The sequence below is a fragment of the Streptomyces sp. NPDC091376 genome (assembly GCF_044757085.1).
GTDB classification, from domain to species: domain Bacteria; phylum Actinomycetota; class Actinomycetes; order Streptomycetales; family Streptomycetaceae; genus Streptomyces; species Streptomyces pratisoli.
Genome location: NZ_JBIVUF010000002.1, coordinates 100,121 through 120,367, shown reverse-complemented (window position 1 = coordinate 120,367; position 20,247 = coordinate 100,121). Strand labels below are relative to the sequence as shown.

Annotated in this window: 15 protein-coding genes and 1 tRNA gene; 13 read left to right on the top strand and 3 right to left on the bottom strand. The window is 69.8% G+C overall.

Annotated elements, in window-relative coordinates; genetic code table 11:
- Nucleotides 1–230: 230 nt before the first annotated feature.
- The 9 genes from ACIQMR_RS04760 to ACIQMR_RS04720 all read left to right on the top strand — a co-directional run bounded on the left by ACIQMR_RS04760 (nt 231) and on the right by ACIQMR_RS04720 (nt 15,080).
- On the top strand, nt 231–2,627 hold the full coding sequence (locus ACIQMR_RS04760; protein ID WP_401382907.1) for a sodium-translocating pyrophosphatase: 2,397 nt from the start codon (nt 231–233) through the stop codon (nt 2,625–2,627).
- A gap of 220 nt (nt 2,628–2,847) precedes the next feature.
- The gene (locus ACIQMR_RS04755) at nt 2,848–3,516 is read left to right on the top strand and encodes a small secreted protein (protein WP_401382905.1); all 669 of its coding nucleotides are present in this window, start codon (nt 2,848–2,850) and stop codon (nt 3,514–3,516) included.
- A 99-nt stretch (nt 3,517–3,615) separates the two neighbouring features.
- A complete protein-coding gene (locus ACIQMR_RS04750; protein ID WP_401382903.1) occupies nt 3,616–5,136 on the top strand; it encodes a methyltransferase in 1,521 nt (506 codons plus the stop codon).
- A 169-nt stretch (nt 5,137–5,305) separates the two neighbouring features.
- Nucleotides 5,306–5,503: a hypothetical protein gene (locus tag ACIQMR_RS04745; RefSeq protein ID WP_401382901.1), complete on the top strand. Its 198-nt coding sequence runs from the start codon at nt 5,306–5,308 to the stop codon at nt 5,501–5,503.
- A 236-nt stretch (nt 5,504–5,739) separates the two neighbouring features.
- Nucleotides 5,740–8,601 carry a type I DNA topoisomerase gene (topA, locus tag ACIQMR_RS04740; RefSeq protein ID WP_401382899.1) on the top strand — a complete coding sequence of 954 codons (2,862 nt, stop codon included), beginning with the start codon at nt 5,740–5,742 and terminating at the stop codon, nt 8,599–8,601.
- Nucleotides 8,602–8,724: 123 nt separating this feature from the next.
- Nucleotides 8,725–11,856 carry a dTMP kinase gene (gene tmk / locus ACIQMR_RS04735; protein WP_401382896.1) on the top strand — a complete coding sequence of 1,044 codons (3,132 nt, stop codon included), beginning with the start codon at nt 8,725–8,727 and terminating at the stop codon, nt 11,854–11,856.
- A 147-nt stretch (nt 11,857–12,003) separates the two neighbouring features.
- On the top strand, nt 12,004–13,209 hold the full coding sequence (locus ACIQMR_RS04730) for a DNA polymerase III subunit delta' (RefSeq protein ID WP_401382893.1): 1,206 nt from the start codon (nt 12,004–12,006) through the stop codon (nt 13,207–13,209).
- A gap of 74 nt (nt 13,210–13,283) precedes the next feature.
- Nucleotides 13,284–14,852: an alpha/beta hydrolase gene (locus ACIQMR_RS04725; RefSeq protein WP_401382890.1), complete on the top strand. Its 1,569-nt coding sequence runs from the start codon at nt 13,284–13,286 to the stop codon at nt 14,850–14,852.
- 154 nt (nt 14,853–15,006) lie between these two features.
- A tRNA-Thr gene (locus ACIQMR_RS04720) sits at nt 15,007–15,080 on the top strand.
- A gap of 277 nt (nt 15,081–15,357) precedes the next feature.
- Here the strand turns inward: ACIQMR_RS04720 and ACIQMR_RS04715 are convergent.
- Entirely contained in the window at nt 15,358–15,885 is a 528-nt protein-coding gene (locus tag ACIQMR_RS04715) for a hypothetical protein (protein WP_401382888.1), read from the bottom strand.
- Between the two features lie 431 nt (nt 15,886–16,316).
- On the opposite strand from ACIQMR_RS04715, the gene ACIQMR_RS04710 reads away from it, so the two are divergent.
- Together ACIQMR_RS04710 and ACIQMR_RS04705 are read left to right on the top strand one after the other, a co-directional pair.
- Complete coding sequence (locus ACIQMR_RS04710) at nt 16,317–16,652, top strand: LuxR C-terminal-related transcriptional regulator (RefSeq protein ID WP_401382886.1); 336 nt, start codon at nt 16,317–16,319, stop codon at nt 16,650–16,652.
- Nucleotides 16,653–17,004: 352 nt separating this feature from the next.
- The gene (locus ACIQMR_RS04705; RefSeq protein ID WP_401382884.1) at nt 17,005–17,316 is read left to right on the top strand and encodes a GreA/GreB family elongation factor; all 312 of its coding nucleotides are present in this window, start codon (nt 17,005–17,007) and stop codon (nt 17,314–17,316) included.
- Nucleotides 17,317–17,790: 474 nt separating this feature from the next.
- Here ACIQMR_RS04705 and ACIQMR_RS04700 read toward each other — a convergent pair whose 3' ends face one another.
- The gene (locus ACIQMR_RS04700) at nt 17,791–18,210 is read right to left on the bottom strand and encodes a PIN domain nuclease (RefSeq protein WP_401382882.1); all 420 of its coding nucleotides are present in this window, start codon (nt 18,208–18,210) and stop codon (nt 17,791–17,793) included.
- Nucleotides 18,210–18,464 (bottom strand): type II toxin-antitoxin system VapB family antitoxin, encoded by a 255-nt coding sequence (locus ACIQMR_RS04695; RefSeq protein WP_401382879.1) that lies wholly within the window; start codon nt 18,462–18,464, stop codon nt 18,210–18,212. The genes ACIQMR_RS04700 and ACIQMR_RS04695 overlap by 1 nt, the downstream gene beginning before the upstream one ends.
- A 412-nt stretch (nt 18,465–18,876) precedes the next feature.
- Here ACIQMR_RS04695 and ACIQMR_RS04690 point away from each other — a divergent pair, with 412 nt between their 5' ends.
- Nucleotides 18,877–19,890, top strand: coding sequence for a hypothetical protein (locus ACIQMR_RS04690; RefSeq protein WP_401382877.1), 1,014 nt, complete (start codon nt 18,877–18,879; stop codon nt 19,888–19,890).
- A gap of 114 nt (nt 19,891–20,004) precedes the next feature.
- A complete protein-coding gene (locus ACIQMR_RS04685; protein WP_401382876.1) occupies nt 20,005–20,214 on the top strand; it encodes a hypothetical protein in 210 nt (69 codons plus the stop codon).
- Nucleotides 20,215–20,247 lie beyond the last annotated feature (33 nt).

The window sequence follows — 20,247 nt, the reverse complement described above, 5'->3', positions numbered from 1 at the left end:
TCGCCCGCTTCTCGGAGAGGCCCTGCTGAGCAGGGCCTTTTTCATTTCCCTAGATCATTGATCAAGCGTCAATGCTTTTGCCCCATTACCGCTTTCGGGGGCAATCCTGAGCCGCGATCATTTGCTGAGGAGCGGGCGAAGGTCAATTCCGTTTGTCGCGCACTGTTTTGATCAGGTTCCGCTACCTACAATCCGTCCACATCTTGAGCTCTGAGCGTCAAGGAGGACGAATGGCGGGGCTCTTCACAACCCTGACCGACCACCCCACTACTCTCGCGGCCGCGGTACTCACCGATGACAACCGGATGATCGTCATTGTCATCGCGGTCGTGGCACTGGCGGCGCTGGTCGTCGCGCAGTTGCTGGTACGCCAGGTCCTGGCTGCCGGCGAAGGCACCGATTCCATGAAGAAGATCGCGGGAGCCGTCCAGGAAGGCGCAAATGCCTATCTGGCCAGGCAGTTGCGCACTCTCGGCGTCTTCGCAGTGATCGTTTTCTTCCTGTTGATGTTGTTGCCGGCGGACAACTGGTCGCAACGTGCCGGGCGTTCCGTCTTCTTCCTGGTGGGTGCGCTGTTCTCGGCGGCCACCGGATACATCGGCATGCGTCTTGCCGTACGGGCGAATGTGCGTGTGGCCGCGGCCGCGCGTGAGGCGACTCCTGCGGAAGGAGAGCCGAAAAAGGATCTGACGGCCGTCGCGCACAAGGCCATGAAGATCGCTTTCCGGACGGGCGGCGTGGTCGGCATGTTCACGGTGGGCCTCGGCCTGCTCGGTGCCTCCTGCGTGGTCCTCGTCTACGCCGCGGACGCTCCGAAGGTCCTGGAGGGCTTCGGTCTCGGCGCGGCACTCATCGCCATGTTCATGCGTGTCGGCGGCGGCATCTTCACCAAGGCCGCGGACGTCGGTGCCGACCTCGTGGGCAAGGTCGAGCAGGGCATCCCCGAGGACGACCCGCGCAACGCCGCCACCATCGCGGACAACGTCGGTGACAACGTCGGCGACTGCGCCGGCATGGCCGCCGACCTCTTCGAGTCGTACGCCGTCACGCTCGTCGCCGCCCTCATCCTCGGCAAGGCCGCCTTCGGCGATCTGGGTCTGGCCTTCCCGTTGATCGTCCCGGCGATCGGCGTGGTCACCGCGATGATCGGTATCTTCGCGGTCGCCCCGCGGCGCGCCGACCGCAGCGGGATGACCGCCATCAACCGAGGGTTCTTCATCTCCGCGGTGATCTCGCTCGTCCTGGTGGCGGCGGCGGTGTACATGTACCTGCCGTCGTCGTACGCCGAGCTGAGCGGTGTCACGGAGCCCGCGATCAAGGCTCACGCCGGAGACCCGCGCATCCTCGCGCTCGTGGCCGTCGCCATCGGTATCGTGCTGGCCGCCCTGATCCAGCAACTGACCGGGTATTTCACCGAGACGAACCGGCGTCCCGTGCGCGACATCGGCAAGTCCTCGCTCACCGGCCCTGCCACCGTCGTGCTCGCCGGCATCTCCATCGGCCTGGAATCCGCCGTCTACACCGCGCTGTTGATCGGTCTCGGGGTCTACGGAGCGTTCCTGCTCGGCGGTACGTCGATCATGCTCGCGCTGTTCGCCGTGGCGCTCGCCGGCACGGGACTGCTCACCACGGTCGGTGTCATCGTCGCCATGGACACCTTCGGGCCGGTCTCCGACAACGCCCAGGGCATCGCGGAGATGTCCGGCGACGTCCAGGGCGCGGGCGCGCAGGTCCTCACCGACCTGGACGCCGTCGGCAACACCACGAAGGCGATCACGAAGGGCATCGCCATCGCGACCGCGGTCCTGGCGGCGGCCGCGCTCTTCGGCTCGTACCGCGACGCGATCGCCACCTCCGTGGCGGAGGTGGGTGCGAAGGCCGAGGAGATGAACCTCAGTCTGGACATCTCCCAGCCCAACAACCTGGTGGGACTGGTCCTCGGCGCCGCGGTCGTCTTCCTCTTCTCGGGGCTGGCGATCAACGCGGTGTCGCGGTCGGCCGGCGCGGTGGTCTACGAGGTGCGGCGGCAGTTCCGCGAGCACCCCGGGATCATGGACTACAGCGAGAAGCCGGAGTACGGACGCGTCGTCGACATCTGCACCAAGGACGCGCTGCGCGAGCTGGCCACGCCCGGTCTGCTCGCCGTGCTGGCCCCGATCGCCGTCGGCTTCACCTTCGGCGTCGGCGCTCTGGGGTCGTACCTCGCGGGTGCGATCGCCACCGGCACCCTCATGGCCGTGTTCCTCGCCAACTCCGGTGGTGCCTGGGACAACGCCAAGAAGCTCGTCGAGGACGGCCATCACGGCGGCAAGGGCAGCGAGGCGCACGCCGCGACGGTCATCGGCGACACCGTCGGCGATCCGTTCAAGGACACCGCGGGCCCGGCGATCAACCCGCTCCTGAAGGTGATGAACCTGGTGGCGCTGCTGATCGCGCCCGCGGTCGTGCAGTTCAGTTACGGGGACGACGCCAACGCGGGCATCAGGGCCGCGGTCGCGACCGTGGCGATCCTCGTCATCGTCGGGGCCGTGTACGTCTCCAAGAGGCGTTCCGTAGCCGTGGGTGACGAAGGCAACGCCGCTGACCGGACGTCGAAGTCACCGGACCCGGCGGTCGTTTCGCAGTAAACGTCCGGCCTGTACGAAACGCCTGCTCACAGCACGGGCGGATGGCGCGGTTCACCGCGGTGTCCGCCCGTTGGCGTGTCCGCGGCCGGCGAGGTCGGTGAGCCTTGTCTCTCTTGGTGTAAATGGCCATAAAGGCCATCCATCCCGACATTTACCACAGGATTGTCGCCCAGATGGCGTGTATGTTCCGGGGCCGAGAGCCTTGGAAGGGACCGATCCGGTGAACAAGAAGCTTGCGGCCGCCGTCTCCGGCGGCGCGGTACTGGTGCTCGCGCTGTCGGGCTGCAGTGATGACGGTGACAGCGGCAAGGTGGACGCCTGGGCGAAGAGCGTCTGCGACGCCGCGCAGCCGCAGATCCAGAAGCGCGCCAACGCCCAGCAGACGATCATCTCGACGTCCGTGGACGGCAAGCCCGCCGACATACAGACCGCCGACTCCAAGGCGTTCAAGGACATCGCCGACGCCAACAAGGCGCTCGCTGCCGCGGTGCAGGCCGCCGGCTCCCCGCCCGGGGAGGGCCAGGAGACGGTGCAGCAGGACGCGGTCAAGGAGCTCAACGAGACCGCGACCGCGTACCTCGCCCTCAAGAAGCAGGTCGACGCGCTCGACCCGAAGGACCAGCAGAAGTTCGCGGACGGGCTGCAGGACGTCGCGAACGGACTGAAGAAGATCCAGAAGATGGACCAGGACGCCCTGGACAAGCTCCAGGCCGGCGACCTGGGCAAGGCGATGGGGAAGCAGAAGGGCTGCCAGCGGGTCAAGCCCTCCGTGACCGCACCCGGCGACGCGGGGTCCGGCGCATCGAAGCCGGCGAGCGAGCCGTCGAACGCCGCGGGGCCGTCGAAGTCCGCCGGCGCGTCGAAGTCGTCCGAGGAGAAGGCCGAGTAGTCCCGGCCCGCGTTCGTCCCGGGGTTCCCCGTCATCCCGGGACGGCGGTGCGCGTGGCAGCGGGCGCGGAGGCGGTGGCCCCCGGGTGAGAATGGGCGGGTGAGTACGACCAGCCTGGCCGCAGGCCTTCCCGTCCCTGATCAGTCAGCCCGGCTCCGCGACGCCCTGCTCGCCGCCGAATTCACCGTCGACGGGCTGCTCGATCTGCTCGGTGCGCCTGCCTACGCGGCTCTCGCCCGCAGCGAGACCGTCCCGGCCCTGCGCGCCACCCGGGGGGACTCCCCGCTGGAGACGCTCGTACGCCTCTTCCTGCTGCGGGGGGCGGTGCCGCCCGAGCGCGCCCGGGCCGCGCTGCCGCTGGACGAGGCGCTCGCCGACGGCTGGGTGGTCGAGGCGGGCGACGGCATCCGGGCCACGGTGGACATCCGTCCGTACGGCGGCCCCGAGGGCCAGGACTGGTTCATCGTCTCCGACCTGGGCTGCGCGGTCGGTGGAGCCGGCGGCGCGAGCGGCCATGACGAGGGCGTCGTGCTCGGCGTCGGAGGCGCGTCCACCACACTCGCCGGGATCACCGTCCGGACTCCCGTGGCTTCCGCCCTCGACCTCGGTACCGGCTCCGGTATCCAGGCCCTGCACGCGACCCGGCACGCCACCCGGGTCACGGCCACCGACCTCAACCCGCGGGCGCTGGTGTTCACCCGCCTCACGCTCGCCCTGTCCGGTGCCCCCGAAGCGGAGCTGCGTGAGGGCTCGCTGTTCGCGCCGGTCGAGTCCGAGACGTACGACCTGATCGTGTCGAACCCCCCGTTCGTCATCTCACCCGGCGCGCGACTCACGTACCGGGACGGCGGGATGGGCGGGGACGATCTGTGCCGCTCGCTCGTTCAGCAGTCCGGGGAGCGGTTGAACGAAGGGGGGTTCGCGCAGTTCCTCGCCAACTGGCAGCACGTGGAAGGCGAGGACTGGCAGGAGCGGGTGCGCTCCTGGGTGCCGCGCGGCTGCGATGCCTGGATCGTGCAGCGTGAGGTGCAGGACGTGACGCAGTACGCCGAGCTGTGGCTCAGGGACAGCGGTGACCACCGCACCGCTCCCGAGGAGTACGCGGCGCGGTACGACGCGTGGCTGGACGAGTTCGAGGAGCGCCGGACCAGGGCGGTCGGCTTCGGCTGGATCACGCTGCGGAAGGCCGCGGCGGGGCAGCAGCCGTCGATCGTCGTCGAGGAGTGGCCGCACCCCGTCGAGCAGCCTCTCGGCGAGACCGTGCGGGCCCACTTCGCGCGGCAGGACTATCTGCGCACGCACGACGACGCGGCGCTGCTCGCCGACCACTTCGTGCTCGCCGACGCGGTGGTGCAGGAGCAGGTCGGGCCTCCCGGCGCGGAGGACCCCGAGCATGTCGTGCTGCGCCAGAACCGGGGCATGCTGCGTGCCACGAAGGTGGACACGGTCGGTGCCGGCTTCGCGGGCGTCTGCGACGGCACGCTGAACGCCGGGCGGATCCTCGACGCCATCGCCCAGCTCGTCGGCGAGGACCCGGTCATGCTGCGGGACCGTACGCCGGGTGCGATCCGGGTCCTGGTCCAGGAGGGCTTCCTGGAACCGGTTCCGCAGCGCGACTGAGCGGACGTCCCGGCGCACCGGAAGCCGTTCCTCCGGAAGTCGCCCGGTCCGGCGCCGGGCGGGTGAACCCGAGTCGCGTTCACGCGAAGTTCGCGTGGGCGACGCCAGGAGGTGTCAGCCTCGGCCCCGGGGGGCATCCCGGGTTCAGGCCGAGGAGGGGGAGACGCGCATGGAGAGCGGTCCGGCGATCTTCGCGGGAACGGCATTCGCGCTGTTCGGAGTCGCACTGCTGCTGTGGACCGGAGCACGGGTGCTGCATCGTGCACCGGTCGCGCACGGCGTGAATCCCGCCACGGCCGCGACCCTCGCCACGATCTTCGGGGCGGTGTTCCTCGTCCTCGGTGTCTGGTGTTTCAGCCGCGTCTGAGTCCCCTCCCGGCCAGGGACCTTCTGCTGCATCCTGGCGACCGCCATGGGAGTCCGGGCGGCAGGAATGCCCGGAGTCGGGTTACCGTTCGAGTGGCCGTTGCGGGCTTTTGCCGTTTGACACGGGGGCGGGTTGTACCGTCACACTCCGCAGCGACAGCACGTGCAGTACGGCCGTACGCCGTACGTTGTACGCCGTACGAGCCCACCGAGCGTCGACCGGAGAGAAGAGCGAAGTTGTCCCCGACCAGCGAGACCGCACAGGGCGGCCGCCGACTCGTCATCGTCGAGTCGCCTGCCAAGGCGAAGACGATCAAGGGCTATCTCGGCCCGGGCTACGTCGTCGAGGCGAGCGTCGGACACATCCGCGACCTCCCGAACGGTGCCGCCGAGGTCCCCGAGAAGTACACCGGCGAGGTCCGGCGCCTCGGTGTGGACGTCGAGCGTGACTTCCAGCCGATCTACGTCGTCAACGCCGACAAGAAGGCGCAGGTCAGGAAGCTCAAGGAGCAGCTCGCCGAGTCCGACGAGCTCTACCTCGCCACTGATGAGGACCGCGAGGGCGAAGCCATCGCGTGGCACCTCCTCGAGGTCCTCAAGCCCAAGGTCCCGGTCAAGCGGATGGTCTTCCACGAGATCACCAAGTCCGCCATCCAGGAAGCCGTCGCCAATCCGCGCGAGCTGAACAAGCGGATGGTCGACGCCCAGGAGACCCGCCGCATCCTCGACCGCCTCTACGGCTACGAGGTCTCGCCGGTCCTGTGGAAGAAGGTCATGCCCCGGCTGTCCGCGGGCCGTGTCCAGTCCGTGGCCACCCGTCTCGTCGTCGAGCGCGAGCGCGAGCGCATCGCCTTCCGCTCCGCCGAGTACTGGGACCTGACCGGCACGTTCTCCACCGGCCGCACCGGTGACGCGTCCGACCCGGCCGCCTTCACCGCCCGGCTGACCACGGTCGACGGACAGCGCGTCGCCCAGGGCCGTGACTTCGGCTCGGACGGCCGGCTCAAGTCCGCCCAGGTGCTCCACCTCGACGAGGCCAACGCGCGTGCGCTCAAGGCCGCGCTGGAGAACGCGGCGTTCGCGGTCCGGTCGGTCGAGTCGAAGCCGTACCGCCGCTCGCCGTACGCCCCGTTCCGTACGACGACCCTCCAGCAGGAGGCCTCGCGCAAGCTCGGCTTCGGGGCCAAGGCCACGATGCAGGTCGCGCAGAAGCTGTACGAGAACGGCTTCATCACCTATATGCGTACGGACTCGACCACGCTCTCCGACACCGCCGTCGCTGCGGCCCGGGCGCAGGTCACCCAGCTGTACGGCGGCGACTACCTGCCGGAGAAGCCGCGCACGTACGCCGGAAAGGTCAAGAACGCGCAGGAGGCGCACGAGGCGATCCGCCCCTCGGGCGACCGCTTCCGCACCCCTGCCGAGACCGGACTGACCGGCGACCAGTTCCGTCTGTACGAGCTGATCTGGAAGCGGACCGTCGCCTCCCAGATGAAGGACGCGGTCGGGAACTCCGTCACCGTCAGGATCGGCGGCACCGGCTCCGACGGCCGGGACGCCGAGTTCTCCGCCTCCGGCAAGACGATCACCTTCCACGGCTTCATGAAGGCGTACGTCGAGGGCGCCGACGACCCGAACGCCGAGCTGGACGACCGCGAGCGCCGGCTGCCGCAGGTCGCCGAGGGCGACCGGCTCACGGCCGAGGAGATCACCGCGGACGGGCACGCCACCAAGCCCCCGGCCCGCTACACCGAGGCCAGCCTGGTCAAGGAGCTGGAAGAGCGCGAGATCGGCCGCCCTTCGACGTACGCGTCGATCATCGGCACGATCCTGGACCGTGGTTACGTCTTCAAGAAGGGCACGGCACTCGTCCCGTCGTTCCTGTCCTTCGCCGTGGTCAACCTGCTGGAGAAGCACTTCGGCCGGCTCGTCGACTACGACTTCACCGCCAGGATGGAGGACGACCTCGACCGCATCGCACGCGGCGAGGCCCAGGCGGTGCCGTGGCTGAAGCGCTTCTACTTCGGTGAGGGCACGGGCGGCGGCGGTGCGGCCGAGGCCGGGAACGGCGACGGCGACCACCTCGGTGGCCTCAAGGAGCTCGTCACCGACCTCGGCGCGATCGACGCCCGCGAGATCTCGTCCTTCCCGGTCGGCAACGGCGTCGTACTCCGCGTCGGCCGCTACGGCCCGTACGTGGAGCGCGGCGAGAAGGACTCGGAGGGCCACCAGCGCGCCGACGTCCCCGCCGACCTCGCACCGGACGAGCTGACCGTCGAGCTCGCGGAGGAGCTGCTGGCCAAGCCGAGCGGCGACTTCGAGCTGGGCAAGGACCCGCAGACGGGCCACGAGATCGTCGCCAAGGACGGCCGTTACGGACCGTACGTCACCGAGATCCTCCCCGAGGGCACCCCGAAGACCGGTAAGAACGCGGTGAAGCCGCGGACCGCCTCCCTCTTCAAGTCGATGTCCGTGGACACGGTGACGCTGGAGGACGCGCTCAGGCTGATGTCGCTGCCGCGCGTCGTCGGCAAGGACGCCGAGGGCGTCGAGATCACCGCGCAGAACGGCCGCTACGGCCCGTACCTGAAGAAGGGCACCGACTCGCGCTCGCTGGAGACCGAGGAGCAGCTCTTCGCCATCACGCTGGACGAGGCACTGGCGATCTACGCCCAGCCGAAGCAGCGTGGCCGGGCCGCGGCCAAGCCGCCGCTGAAGGAGCTCGGCACGGACCCCGTGAGCGAGCGTCCGGTCGTGGTGAAGGACGGCCGCTTCGGTCCGTACGTCACCGACGGCGAGACGAACGCGACCCTGCGGACCGGCGACAGCGTGGACGACATCACGCCCGAGCGCGGTTACGAGCTGCTCGCCGAGAAGCGTGCCAAGGGCCCGGCGAAGAAGACCGCCAAGAAGGCCCCCGCGAAGAAGGCGGCGGCCAAGAAGACGGCGGCGAAGAAGACGACGACCGCCAAGAAGACCGCCGCGAAGAAGACGACCGCCACGAAGTCGGCGGCGAAGAAGACGGCGACGACGTCCGCGGCCACGAAGAAGACCGCGTCGGCGCGGGCTTCGGCGAAGACGTCGTCCTCGGACGAGTAGCAGGGCTTTTCCTGTGTGAGGGGCACCCGAGGACCATCCTCGGGTGCCCCTCCGCATGCTCCCGCCGCCCATTTGTTCGGACTGGGCCTCCGAGGAGCAATGTCCTCCGGATAGGCTGGGCGGATGACGCGAGCCGAGCAGCCAACGGCCCAGAGCCCCACCTCTGACCCCGACGCACGTGCCGCAGACGCACTGATCGTGGACTCACGCGAGCGCGCCGTACGGTCGCTGTTGCGTGTACCCGCGCTGCGGAGACTGTGGAGTGCACAACTCGTCGGCGGCATCGGTGATGCCCTCGCGCTGCTGGTGCTGGTGCTGCTGGCACTTCAGACGGCAGTGGCCGAGGGGGCGTTCGGCGGGGGGTATCGCGGTGCCGCCTTCGCCGTCGCCGCCGTCTTCGGCGCCCGGTTCCTCGCGACGCTGCTCTTCGGGGCCGTGCTCCTGGGCCCGCTCACCTCGCTCACGGCGCCCAGCGGCCCCCTCGACCGCCGGTGGACGATGATCGGGGCCGACGGCGTCCGTATCGCCCTGCTCGTGATCGCCCCGCTGTGGATCGACTGGACACCGGGCGACGCCGTCGCGTATCTGCTGGCCACCGCCTTCGTCATCGGCGTCGCCGAACGGTTCTGGACCGTCGCCCGGGAGAGCGCGGCGCCCGCGCTGCTGCCCCCGCCCCCGCTCGAGGGCGCGGCCGTACGCCCGCTGCCTGACCACCAGGACGCGCTGCGCCGACTGTCCCTGCGCACCGCGTTCGTGGCCGTTCCGGCCGGCGCCGCCGCCCTGCTCGTCGCCACGCTGATCGGCAATCTGCTCGGCACCGGCATCGAGTGGTTCTCACTGCACCAGGCCGCGCTCGGGTCGTACGTCGCGGCAGGGCTCTTCGCCGCGTCGCTGTCCGTCCTGTCCGCCGTCGAACTTCCTGACGCACAGACCCCGCGCCCCCGCTCGCCGTTGGAGGGCCTGCGCCGTCCTGCCACGGGCAGCGGCCTCGACAAGGGGCGTACCGGCGCGGTCCCGCTGCTGGTCCTGGCCTGCGCCGCGATCGCCGGAGCCATCGCCTCCGCAGTGGCCGTCGCCGTACTGCACACGCGTGACCTGGGCGGCGGCCCGGTCGCCTTCGCCCTGCTCGTCCTCGCTCTGACCGGTGGTACGGGGCTGGGCATCCGCGCCGCGAAGGGTGTGCTGCCCGCGCTGTCGCGCCGACGGCTGCTCGCGATCGCCATCGCCGTCACCGGCATCGCGCTGCTGACGCTCGGGCTCGTACCGGACACGGCGACGGTCCTCTTCCTCGCGGTCCTCGCGGGCGGAGCGGCCGGTGTCGCCGCACACACCGGGCACGCGCTGATCGACCTGGAGACCGAGGAGTACCGCCGACCGCGGATCACCGAGCATCTGCAGGCCGTCGTCCGCGTCACCATCGCACTCGGCGCGGTCGGCGCTCCGCTGCTCGCCGCGGCCATCGGCCCGCACCGCCTCGCCAGCGGCGACTTCGTCTTCGCACACGGCGGCGCCGCGTTCACGCTGATGCTGGTCGGCGCGCTGCTGCTGCCCGTGGCCGTGATCGTCCTCGCCAAGACCGACGACCGGTCCGGCGTGCCGCTGCGGCGCGACCTGGCCGACGCGGTGCGCCGCGGCGCCGACCCCGCGCAGGCGCCCTCGGCGACCGGCTTCTTCATCGCCGTCGAGGGCGGCGACGGCGCCGGGAAGTCCACGCAGGTGGACGCGCTCGCGGAGTGGATCCGCGCCAAGGGCCACGAGGTCGTCGTCACCCGCGAGCCGGGTGCCACCCCCGTCGGCAAGCGGCTCCGTTCCATCCTGCTCGACGTCTCGTCGGGTGGGCTCTCGAACCGTGCGGAGGCGCTGCTGTACGCCGCCGACCGGGCCGAGCACGTCGACACCGTCGTCCGCCCGGCGCTGGAGCGCGGTGCGATCGTCATCTCCGACCGCTACATCGACTCGTCGGTGGCCTACCAGGGCGCGGGCCGCGATCTGTCCCCGACCGAGATCGCCCGTATCTCGCGCTGGGCGACGGACGGACTGGTTCCGCATCTGACGGTGCTGCTGGACGTGTCCCCGGAGACCGCGCGCGAGCGCTTCACGGAGGCGCCCGACCGGCTGGAGTCGGAGCCGGCGGAGTTCCACCAGCGGGTACGGGCCGGGTTCCTGACCCTGGCCGCCGCCGACCCGGGCCGCTATCTGGTGGTCGACGCCGGCCAGGAACCGGAGTCCGTGACCACGGTCGTACGGCACCGGCTCGATCAGGTGCTTCCGCTCTCCGAGGCCGAGGTGAAGGCCCAGGAGGAGGCGCGGAAGGCCGCCGCGGAGGAGGCCCGCCGCAAGGCCGAGGAGGAGGCCGCGCGCAAGGCCGAGGAGGAGCGCCTGGAGCGCGAGCGCCAGGAACAGCTCGCCAAGCTGCGGGCCGAGGAGGAGGAGCGCAAGCGCCGCGAGCTGGAGGAAGCGCGCCGCCAGGAGGCCGAGCGGCAGGCTGAGGAGGCCAGGCAGCGGGCCGAGGAGGCGCGGCTGCTGGCCGAGGAGGAACGCCGCCGGCGCGAGGCGGAGGAGAAGACCCTCCGGGAGGAAGCGGAACGCCGTCGTCGGCAGGCCGAGGAAGAGGCCCGGCTCCGGGCGGAGGCGGAGGAGCGCCGCGTCGAGAAGCAGCGCAAGGCCGAGGAGGCCCTGTTGCGGGCCGAGGCGGCGCGCCGCGCCGCCGAGTCGGCGGCGGCCGCCGCGGCCGCGGTGTCGGCCGCGGAGACGACCGCTCCCACCCCGGTGGTGGGATCGAACGACGTGACGCAGACGGTGGAAACGCCGCGGCCGCGCATCGGCATGACGAAGCAGGACGAGGAGACGACGGTCCTGCCGCAGGTTCCGGACGGGACCACGGACACCGCGCGGGACCGGGCTTCGGAGCCGGCACAGGGCGAGGGACCGGGGGCCGCCGCCGCGGACGAGACTGCGGTGCTTCCGCCGGTGCGGGACGAGTCGCGTGGAGCTGCCGCCGCGGACGAGACGGCTGTCCTCCCGCCCGTGCGGGACGAGCGGCCCGCCGACCGGGTGCCCGAGGGCATCTTCCGGGACGAGCGGCCCGCGAACCCGGACGAGCGCACGCGTGAGCTGCCGCAGGTCGACGAGCAGGGCCGTCCGCGCCGCCGGTCCGACTGGGCGGAGGAGACCCCGCTCGACGATCTCCCGACCCTGGCGGACGAACTGCTCGGCCCGCACGAGGACGACGACGAGCGGTACCGGAGGCGTTAGCCGGGCCCAGCCCTCACGGCGCGGTACGTCGTGGGGGCGGGCGGGTTGTCCACAGGCGGCGGGGACTGTCGGTCCGCTGCTCCACAATGGGAACCCGGTGCGACACCTTCGTAGCCTCGTACGACGTCGGAAGGCGGTGGCGGCAGCATGGCCGTGTGGGACGACCTGGTCGGGCAGGACCGCGTCCAGGAGCAGCTCGCCGCCGCTGCCCGGGACGCCGACACGCTCGTCACCGCTGTATCGGCGGGTGAGCAGTCGCCGCCCGCGTCCAAGATGACGCACGCCTGGCTGTTCACCGGCCCACCCGGCTCCGGACGCTCCACCGCGGCACGGGCGTTCGCGGCGGCCCTGCAGTGCACCAGCCCGGACCGCGCGATGGGCGGTGCGCCGGGCTGCGGATTCTGCGACGGCTGCCACACCAGCCTGGTCGGTACGCACGCAGACGTCGAGGTCGTGCGCACGGACCTGCTCTCCATCGGTGTGAAGGAGACCCGTGACCTGGTGCGGCGCGCCCAGCTGTCGCCCGCGGTCGGCCGCTGGCAGGTCATCGTCCTGGAGGACGCCGACCGCCTCACGGAGGGCGCGGGCAACGTCCTGCTGAAGGCCGTCGAGGAGCCCGCCCCGCGCACGGTCTGGCTGCTGTGCGCGCCCTCCCTGGAGGACGTGCTGCCCACGATCCGCTCCCGCTGCCGGCATCTCTCGCTCCGCACCCCGCCCGTCGCCTCCGTCGCGGACGTGCTGATGAGACGGGACGGGATCGAGCCCGAGGCGGCCGCGTCGGCCGCCCGCGCGACCCAGGGGCACATCGGCCGGGCACGCCGGCTCGCCACGGACGAGGCGGCCCGTGCCCGCCGTGCCACCGTCCTCAAGCTCCCGCTGCGCGTCGAGGACGTCGGCGGCGGTCTCCGGGCCGCTCAGGAGCTGATCGACGCGGCCGCGGAGGACGCCAAGCAGGTCGCGGAGGAGGTCGACACCAAGGAGACCGAGGATCTCAAGGCCGCCCTGGGCGCGGCGACGGGTGGCCGGATGCCGCGCGGCACGGCAGGGGCGATGAAGGAGCTCGAGGACAGACAGAAGCGCCGCAGGACGCGCACCCAGCGGGACAGTCTCGACCTCGCGCTCACCGACCTGACCGGGTTCTACCGCGATGTGCTGGCGCTGCAGCTCGGCTCCCGGGTCGCCCTCGCGAACGAGGACGTACGGGACGCGCTGGACCGGGTGGCCCGCGGCTCCAGCCCGGAGGGGACCCTGCGCCGGATAGAGGCGGTCCTGGCATGCCGTGAGGCCCTGGACGCGAACGTGGCGCCCCTGCTGGCGGTGGAGGCGATGACGATGGCGCTTCGTACCGGCTGACCCACCCCTGCGCTCGAATCACCCATACGGGTGCGAAGGGGCACGATACGGCTCACGGCGGATAGGCTCCCAAGATGGACAACAGGCAGTTCCTCAGGACCTCCGCCATCGCGTTCGCCACAGCCCTGGGGCTGCTTGTCTCCGGCTGCAGCGGCAGCAGCTCGACCTCGGAGGCGTCCGAACCCTCGGGTTCGTCGTCGGTCCCGGGAGCGGCCGCGCCCTCGCCGGTGTCGACGGCCGAGATGAAGCCGTACTACACGCAGAAGCTGAGCTGGCGGAGCTGCGGCGCGCCCGGCTTCCAGTGCGCCACCCTCAAGGCACCGCTGGACTACGCGAAGCCGGACGGGCCCTCGATCAAGCTGGCCGTGGCGCGGGTGAAGGCCACCGGGCCAGGCAAGCGGATCGGCTCGCTCCAGGTGAATCCCGGAGGGCCGGGCGGCTCTGCCGTCGGCTACCTCCAGGGGTACGCGGGCGTCGGCTATCCCGCCCCCGTCCGGGCCCGGTACGACATGGTCGCCATCGACCCGCGCGGAGTGGCCCGCAGCGAACCCGTCGAGTGTCTGAACGGGAAGGCCATGGACGCGTACACACAGAGCGACCAGACCCCCGACGACCAGGCCGAGATCAGCAAACTGAGCACCGCCTTCAAGGGCTTCGCGACAGGCTGCAAGAAGCAGTCCGCCAAGGTCCTGCCCCATGTCTCGACGGTCGAGGCGGCCCGGGACATGGACATCCTGCGGGCTGTGCTGGGCGACGAGAAGCTGTCGTACGTCGGGGCGTCGTACGGCACGTTCCTCGGCGCGACCTATGCCGAGCTGTTCCCCGACCGGGTCGGCCGGCTCGTGCTCGACGGAGCCATGGACCCGTCCCTGCCCGCGCGCCAGATGAACCGCGACCAGACCGCGGGATTCGAGACGGCGTTCAAGTCCTTCGCCACCGACTGTGTGAAGCGCACCGACTGCCCGCTGGGCACCACGTCGCCGGCGGACGCCGCGAACCGGATGAAGGACTTCTTCGCCAAGGTCGACGCCGCCCCGGTCCCGACCGGCGAGAGCCGTGACCTCACCGAGTCGCTGGCCACGACGGGTGTCATCGCCGCGATGTACGACGAGGCCGCCTGGCCCCAGCTCCGCGAGGGCCTCACCCAGGCCATGAACGGCGACGGCGCCGGACTGCTCGCACTGTCCGACACCTACTACGAGCGCGAGAGCGACGGCTCGTACTCGAATCTGATGTCCGCCTACTCCGCCGTCAGCTGCCTCGACCTGCCGCCCGCCTTCGCCTCCCCCGGCGAGGTCACCGCATCAGCCGCCGACTTCGAGAAGGCCTCCCCGGTCTTCGGCAAGGGCTTCGCCTGGGCCTCCCTGAGCTGTGCCTACTGGCCGACCCCGGCCACCGGAGCCCCCCACCGCATCGAGGCGAAGGGAGCGGCCCCGATCCTGGTCGTCGGCACCACGCGCGACCCGGCCACCCCCTACAAGTGGGCCCAGGCCCTCGCCGGCCAGCTCGACTCGGGGACCCTGCTCACCTACGACGGCGACGGTCACACGGCTTACGGACGCGGCAGCGACTGCATCGACACGGCGATCAACACCTACCTCCTGGAGGGCACGCCGCCCTCGTCGGGCAAGCGCTGCAAGTAGTCGACGACGGCAGCCCCTCGCCCCCACCACCGGCCCGGACCCACCCTGTCGGGGTGATCACCGGGCCGGTCGGGGGCACCCCGAACAACCCTGTAGACTTAGCGCCGCTGCTGATGCGAGCCTGCTCCTGCCGGAACGGTTCTATCGGCAGCATGCCGCCTTAGCTCAGTTGGCCAGAGCAACGCACTCGTAATGCGTAGGTCTCGGGTTCGAATCCCGAAGGCGGCTCATCTGAAGCCCCAGGTCGGATCCATTCCGACCTGGGGTTTTCTCGTTCAGCGGACGCGGTGACGGCGGCGGGAGCGGGCCGCGCGGCGGTCCCCAGTCTCAGTTCTAGTCTCAGTCGCGAGCCTAGGCGCCTGTTCCGGGGCGGGCAGGAAGGCGTCTCCCATGCGGCGCATGGCGTCCTTGGGGCGTCCGTCGGCCCGGGTGAAGACGGCCTGGTGTACCTGCCAGAGTTCGCCAGGCCACCTATGGAACCGCACCGGCTCTCCGCCGAAGGCAACTAGGGTGTCTCGATCGGACCCAGGGCGCACCGCTCGACAACGCCAGCCTTGTCCGCCCTCTTCATATCGATGTCCATCATCTGACTGGCGCCCGCCTTGAGCTTGACCTCAATCATGTGGTGCTCGACCCCGTAGCCCTCCCACTCGAAGGTGATCGAGGTGCGGACGTTGCGCTCGACGGTCGAGTGCGAGGTGACCTTGATCGTGGCCTTCGGGCGGCCCGGGCCAGCGCAACTGATCAACTCGACGTGTGCGGGCAGCGCGGTCGGGCTGGGTGTGGGCGTGGACTTCGAGCCCCCGCTACCCCCACCGGTGGTTCCGGAGTTGTCGTTGACATCGTCGGTGTTCGTCGTACCGGACTTCGAGCTGGAGCAGCCGCCGCCCCCGCGGTCGTGGCCGCTGCTCTTGGCGTAACTCCCGCCGCTCGACGAGAACCCGGTCAGCGCGAGCACCACGCCCACCAGTACCGCCGTGAATCTGATCCGGCGCCCCAGGACCGCCATGGCTGCTCCCTCCCCAGTGGACATCGGCGGCACGTTAGCAGGGGCTCGCGGTTCTTCTGGGGCCTGCGCCTGTACCTGCTCTGCCACCCGGACTACCCAACGCCTGGCCTCATAACTACCCCAGAGCACCCCCTTCCCGAGGACGTCCAACCACTTGGGAGCCCCCTCGACGCCGTTGTGCTCTCCTTGATGGCGAAGGGCACTTCCTTGTTGTAGCTGTCGGTGATGTCGACCGGCTTGCCGACCTTGCCGACCTTGCCGACCTGCCGTCGGCCGCGCCCCTCGGGCCACTGTCTGAAAGTGCAACTCCCTTTAAAACAAGGCCCGTTTGGGCAGGTCAGTGAACGTTCTGTGATGTACGCACATCCGGCCAGGGCGCTAGATTGAGTGGTGATCACCGCCGAACCAGGGCACGGGGCTCTGCTGGAAAAGGCGGTGTTCAGGAGGGGGCCGACATGACCAAACGGTCCGACGCAGGTGACAGTAGCTGTGCCTACCGGCACATGGGGGCAGCCCCCGTGCGCGGTCTGTGGAAGCTCAAAAGGCTGACGGACCGGGAGAAGGAGGTTCTTCTCCTGCTGGGTAAGGGAGTTGGCAACCGGCAGCTGGGGATCGCGGAGCGGACGGTGAAGGCGCACATAGCGCGGATCGTGGAGAAGCTGGGCCAGCAGACGCGACTTCAGGTCGCGATACTGGCGGTGCTCGCCCACGAGAAGCTGTGCGCTGATCCTTGCTGCGATAGCCGCCATGCTGCGCTTCCGCCGGGTTTCATGATGCCCGCCGCCGCCTGACTGGCGTTGTGCCCGCCCGTGCCATGGGCGGGCACAACACCCGGCCCCCTCCCTTTGAGGCAGTGCCCATAGGGTGTGATGGAGGTACATCTTCCCTGCTGGTCGGAGTACTTGGACTCCGTCGGGATGGGCTTTACGGAGTCGGAGAGCGTGACCGCGCAGCCGACGGGTTCTCGGCGTTCGCGGGAGACCCGCGCGCTCATCCCGTCGAGCACTTCGCTCCCTACGTGAGCTCGAATCCGAAAGCGGCCGGCGAGAGTCCGGTCGCTTTCGCGATCAGTGTCCCGCCGGCCGTTCTGGTGCGTGCTACGCCCCTGGGTGTTCACCAAGAGGGAGCCGGTATTCCCGGTTCTTGGGGCAGCGCCAGGCCCTGCAGGAGCGGCGCCGTCACCTGCGTGCCCTGCTCGACCAAGTGGTCCCTGACTCCTCCTTGACGGGCGGGGCGGTGGTCGTCCCTGGATGCCTCGTCGGAGTCGAGGACCCGGACGAGCCCGGCATCATGACGTACGAGATCGCGATGCTCGCGGGTGACGAGGCGGAGCGGTTGAGCCCTGACACCCCGCTGGGGAAGGACCTGATGTGGCGAGAGGTCGGGGACGAGGCGAGCTGGCAAACGGAGCGGGGCACGCGCATGCGCGTCATCGTCCGGTACATCCAGGACTGAGAGACCGCAGCGGAGCGGGGCTGCGCGGCGGCTGCGAGGCGGTCCGTAGCTGGTCGTGCCCAACAGCCCCGCGTCCCGCCAGGCCAGTTTGCTGGCGTGCGTGACCCGGGAGCGCTCCACAGCCGTAGTGAGCCGGACGCGCTCTATCGCCACTCGCGGCCCAGTCCTCCAGCGCCATCAGGTTAATACGGCGGATACGGAGCGTCAGGCCGGTGGCGACGGGCTTGGTCGTCGTCCCGAGCAGAGGCGGAATAGGCGGAGGGGGCGCTTGCGATCGGCGCCAGGAAGAAGATGGCGAGGGCTAGTTCGACGAGGCTTGCTTCGGCGATCCAGCCCAGGACCCGCAGGGATCCACGCAGAGCCAGGCTGTACAGGGTGACCAGTGCGCTGACGCAGGCCAGCTGCCGAATTCCCCAACGACCATTCGATGAGGGACACCAGACAACTCATCGGAGGTGAGGAAGGCCAGCATTCTCATCGGTCGGCGCTGCCGGGCGAGACGACCCATTCGGTGGGTTGGCCGGTGAGGGAGGCGATCATGTCGAAGTCGCCGTCGTAGTGGAGGACCGTCCGCCGGTGCAGTTCTGCCGTGGCGGCGATCAGTAGGTCTGGGAGGGACAGGGCGCGGTGGAAGCCCGCGTTGAGAGCGTGGCGCTGGACTTTCAGGGCGCGGGCGAAGGCGCGGTCGTCGGCGTGGAGGTAGTCGAAGGCGTGGAGCCAGGTGCTGATCCGCGTCGCCTCCGAGCTGTCCCGTGCGGAGTGGATCATCTCGTACTCGGTGGGCTGGCACACGGCGAGGAGGTAGCGCTCGTGCAGAGGCTTGAGTACCTCCTTGACGTTCGGCTTCGTCCAGCGGGCGAGGGCGGACTTGTCGATCAGGTAGCGGTCCTGCATCAGGCAGCCCGGCCTCCGTCCCGGTCGCCGTCGCGCTTGAGGGAGCCGTCCGCGTTGCGGGGCCCGGTGTTCTCGACGATATCGCTGAAGTCGAGCTCGCCGGCCTCCATGGCGTCGAAGCCCTCTTGACGAAGGTGCCTCTTGACGGCGTCTTCCATGGCGAGGCGGACGGCTTTGGCCTTGGTCTTGGTGCCGAAGATGCGCATGGCCTCGGTGACCATGTCTTCGTCGAGGTCGATGACTGTTCTGGCCATGTGGATGCTTCCTCCGCTGCTGATCTTGTCAGTGAAATGATACCTCTTGTTGTCCAACATAGATGTCGTTTCGTTCGGAGATCTCGTCGCGGGTGGAGGCTGCGACGTTCGTGGTGAGGTGCTGCGCGGTCGCTCCTTGTCTGAAACGGACAGCCGTGCCTCGCGTCAGGTTCCGCACCTGTCAGGGGTCTCGTCAGAAGTGATGGGACGGCGAGAGGGAGCTGATCAAGTGGCCCTCGTACGGCCTTCGTCGTACAGCGAAATGGACCCCTATGGCCTCGTTACCGACTCATGCCCTCGAGGCGCACCCCCGAATGCCACGCTTGATCGTGGGCCGAATCGGCGGGGTTGTCGGGTATCGGAGGCATTGATGCCGAACCGGGGGGACCTTCATGCGCGCTACGGGGCGGACATGGCGCGGGTCGTGCTCCTGCGCATGGCCGGCGTCCGGGCTTCGGGGACCGTGGCGACGTGGCGCGCGAAACTTTGCTGGCCATTCGCTTTGGCGCTCGGATTGCCGTACGTCGCCGCCGTTGTCCACCTGGGCTGGTTCGCCAGCGCTGTGCCGCCGTTCCATGCTTACGGAATGTGGCTCCTGTACTACACGGGGGTCAACATCATCGTGGCCCTCGGCCAATGGGTGGGCTGCCGAGCCTTCCACGCGATGTGCGACTCCCTGGACCGCATGCTCACGCCGGTCGGCCGTACGGCGGTCCACGCCTGGATCGACCGTGGGATCTCGCCGAAGCGCCAATGGCGCTACGTCGCGTTCGGCGCCGTCGGGGCCATACTCGTGATGTTCGGCGTCCAGCGCGCTCTGGGAACCACGCCCCGCCTCTTCGTGGACATCGCCTCGTACATGGTGGTCGTGGTGACCGGCGCCGGAGCCGCCAACAGCACCTACTGGCTGTTGCGCGCCGTTCGGTTGGCGCGCATCGTGACCAACCCGCGGAACGTCAAGCTCCTGTGGTTCGCGCCGTCACGGACCATAGGGCTTGAGCGAGTGGCTCGCTGGTACCGGTTCGTCACGCTGATGGCGGCGGTGGGCTTCTGTCTCGCCTTCGTTCCCGTCGCCTACGCGTCCCGAATAGACCCGGGCAACGGTCTTCTCATCGTCATGAAGTGGACTCTGGCGGGTGTGTTCATGATCACGATCACACTGTTCTGCTTCTACTCGCAGTGGCGCCTCTCGTGGATCGTGGAGCAGGCAAGGGCCGTCTCGATCCGCCGACTTGAAGAAGCGCTGCCCCCTCGGGCTCCTCGGCTTGCCGCCGACATCTCAGAAGCAGACGCACGGGTGAACGACCTGCTGTCCTATGTCATCGCGAGTCCCAACACCGCAGTGAACGGCCAGACGCTCGCCTCCACGCTCCTGGCCATGCTCACCGGTGCGCTTCCCTTCATCGTGACCGTGCTGCTGAGGTGACGAAGGCAGGACGGAGGCTCAACCCGAGCGACGGCGTGCCGGGCGAGGCGCCGCCTGGGCTTTCTCTGTCGCGGTGCGGCTGCGATCACCTCGGGTCCGGAGCACCCTGGGGGTATGGCCCCGCCCATCGTTGTGCACCGGCCGTCGCCCTCCGGCGGTCGGCGGGTCACCGTGCGTGGAGAGATCCTCGGTCTCGCGCACGATGACCGGGACGTCATCGAGTTTCTGCGGCGTGCCGGCCTGCCGGACGCCTGGGATCTTCTCGACGATCCGAACTGGGTCGAGTGGCGGGGTGGGCACGCGCATCAGTGGGACGCCGCCTGACTCGCATGCGAGGGGCATCGGGCCCGCGACGGC

Bases quoted from the DNA above. Each gene is read 5' to 3' on its own strand.
- ACIQMR_RS04760 (WP_401382907.1), top strand. From the start codon at position 231: ATGGCGGGGCTCTTCACAACCCTGACCGACCACCCCACTACTCTCGCG.
- ACIQMR_RS04745 (WP_401382901.1), top strand. From the start codon at position 5,306: ATGGAGAGCGGTCCGGCGATCTTCGCGGGAACGGCATTCGCGCTGTTC.
- tmk (WP_401382896.1), top strand. From the start codon at position 8,725: ATGACGCGAGCCGAGCAGCCAACGGCCCAGAGCCCCACCTCTGACCCC.
- ACIQMR_RS04730 (WP_401382893.1), top strand. From the start codon at position 12,004: ATGGCCGTGTGGGACGACCTGGTCGGGCAGGACCGCGTCCAGGAGCAG.
- ACIQMR_RS04725 (WP_401382890.1), top strand. From the start codon at position 13,284: ATGGACAACAGGCAGTTCCTCAGGACCTCCGCCATCGCGTTCGCCACA.
- ACIQMR_RS04715 (WP_401382888.1), bottom strand. From the start codon at position 15,885: ATGTCCACTGGGGAGGGAGCAGCCATGGCGGTCCTGGGGCGCCGGATC.
- ACIQMR_RS04710 (WP_401382886.1), top strand. From the start codon at position 16,317: ATGACCAAACGGTCCGACGCAGGTGACAGTAGCTGTGCCTACCGGCAC.
- ACIQMR_RS04700 (WP_401382882.1), bottom strand. From the start codon at position 18,210: ATGCAGGACCGCTACCTGATCGACAAGTCCGCCCTCGCCCGCTGGACG.
- ACIQMR_RS04695 (WP_401382879.1), bottom strand. From the start codon at position 18,464: ATGGCCAGAACAGTCATCGACCTCGACGAAGACATGGTCACCGAGGCC.
- ACIQMR_RS04690 (WP_401382877.1), top strand. From the start codon at position 18,877: ATGGCGCGGGTCGTGCTCCTGCGCATGGCCGGCGTCCGGGCTTCGGGG.
- ACIQMR_RS04685 (WP_401382876.1), top strand. From the start codon at position 20,005: ATGGCCCCGCCCATCGTTGTGCACCGGCCGTCGCCCTCCGGCGGTCGG.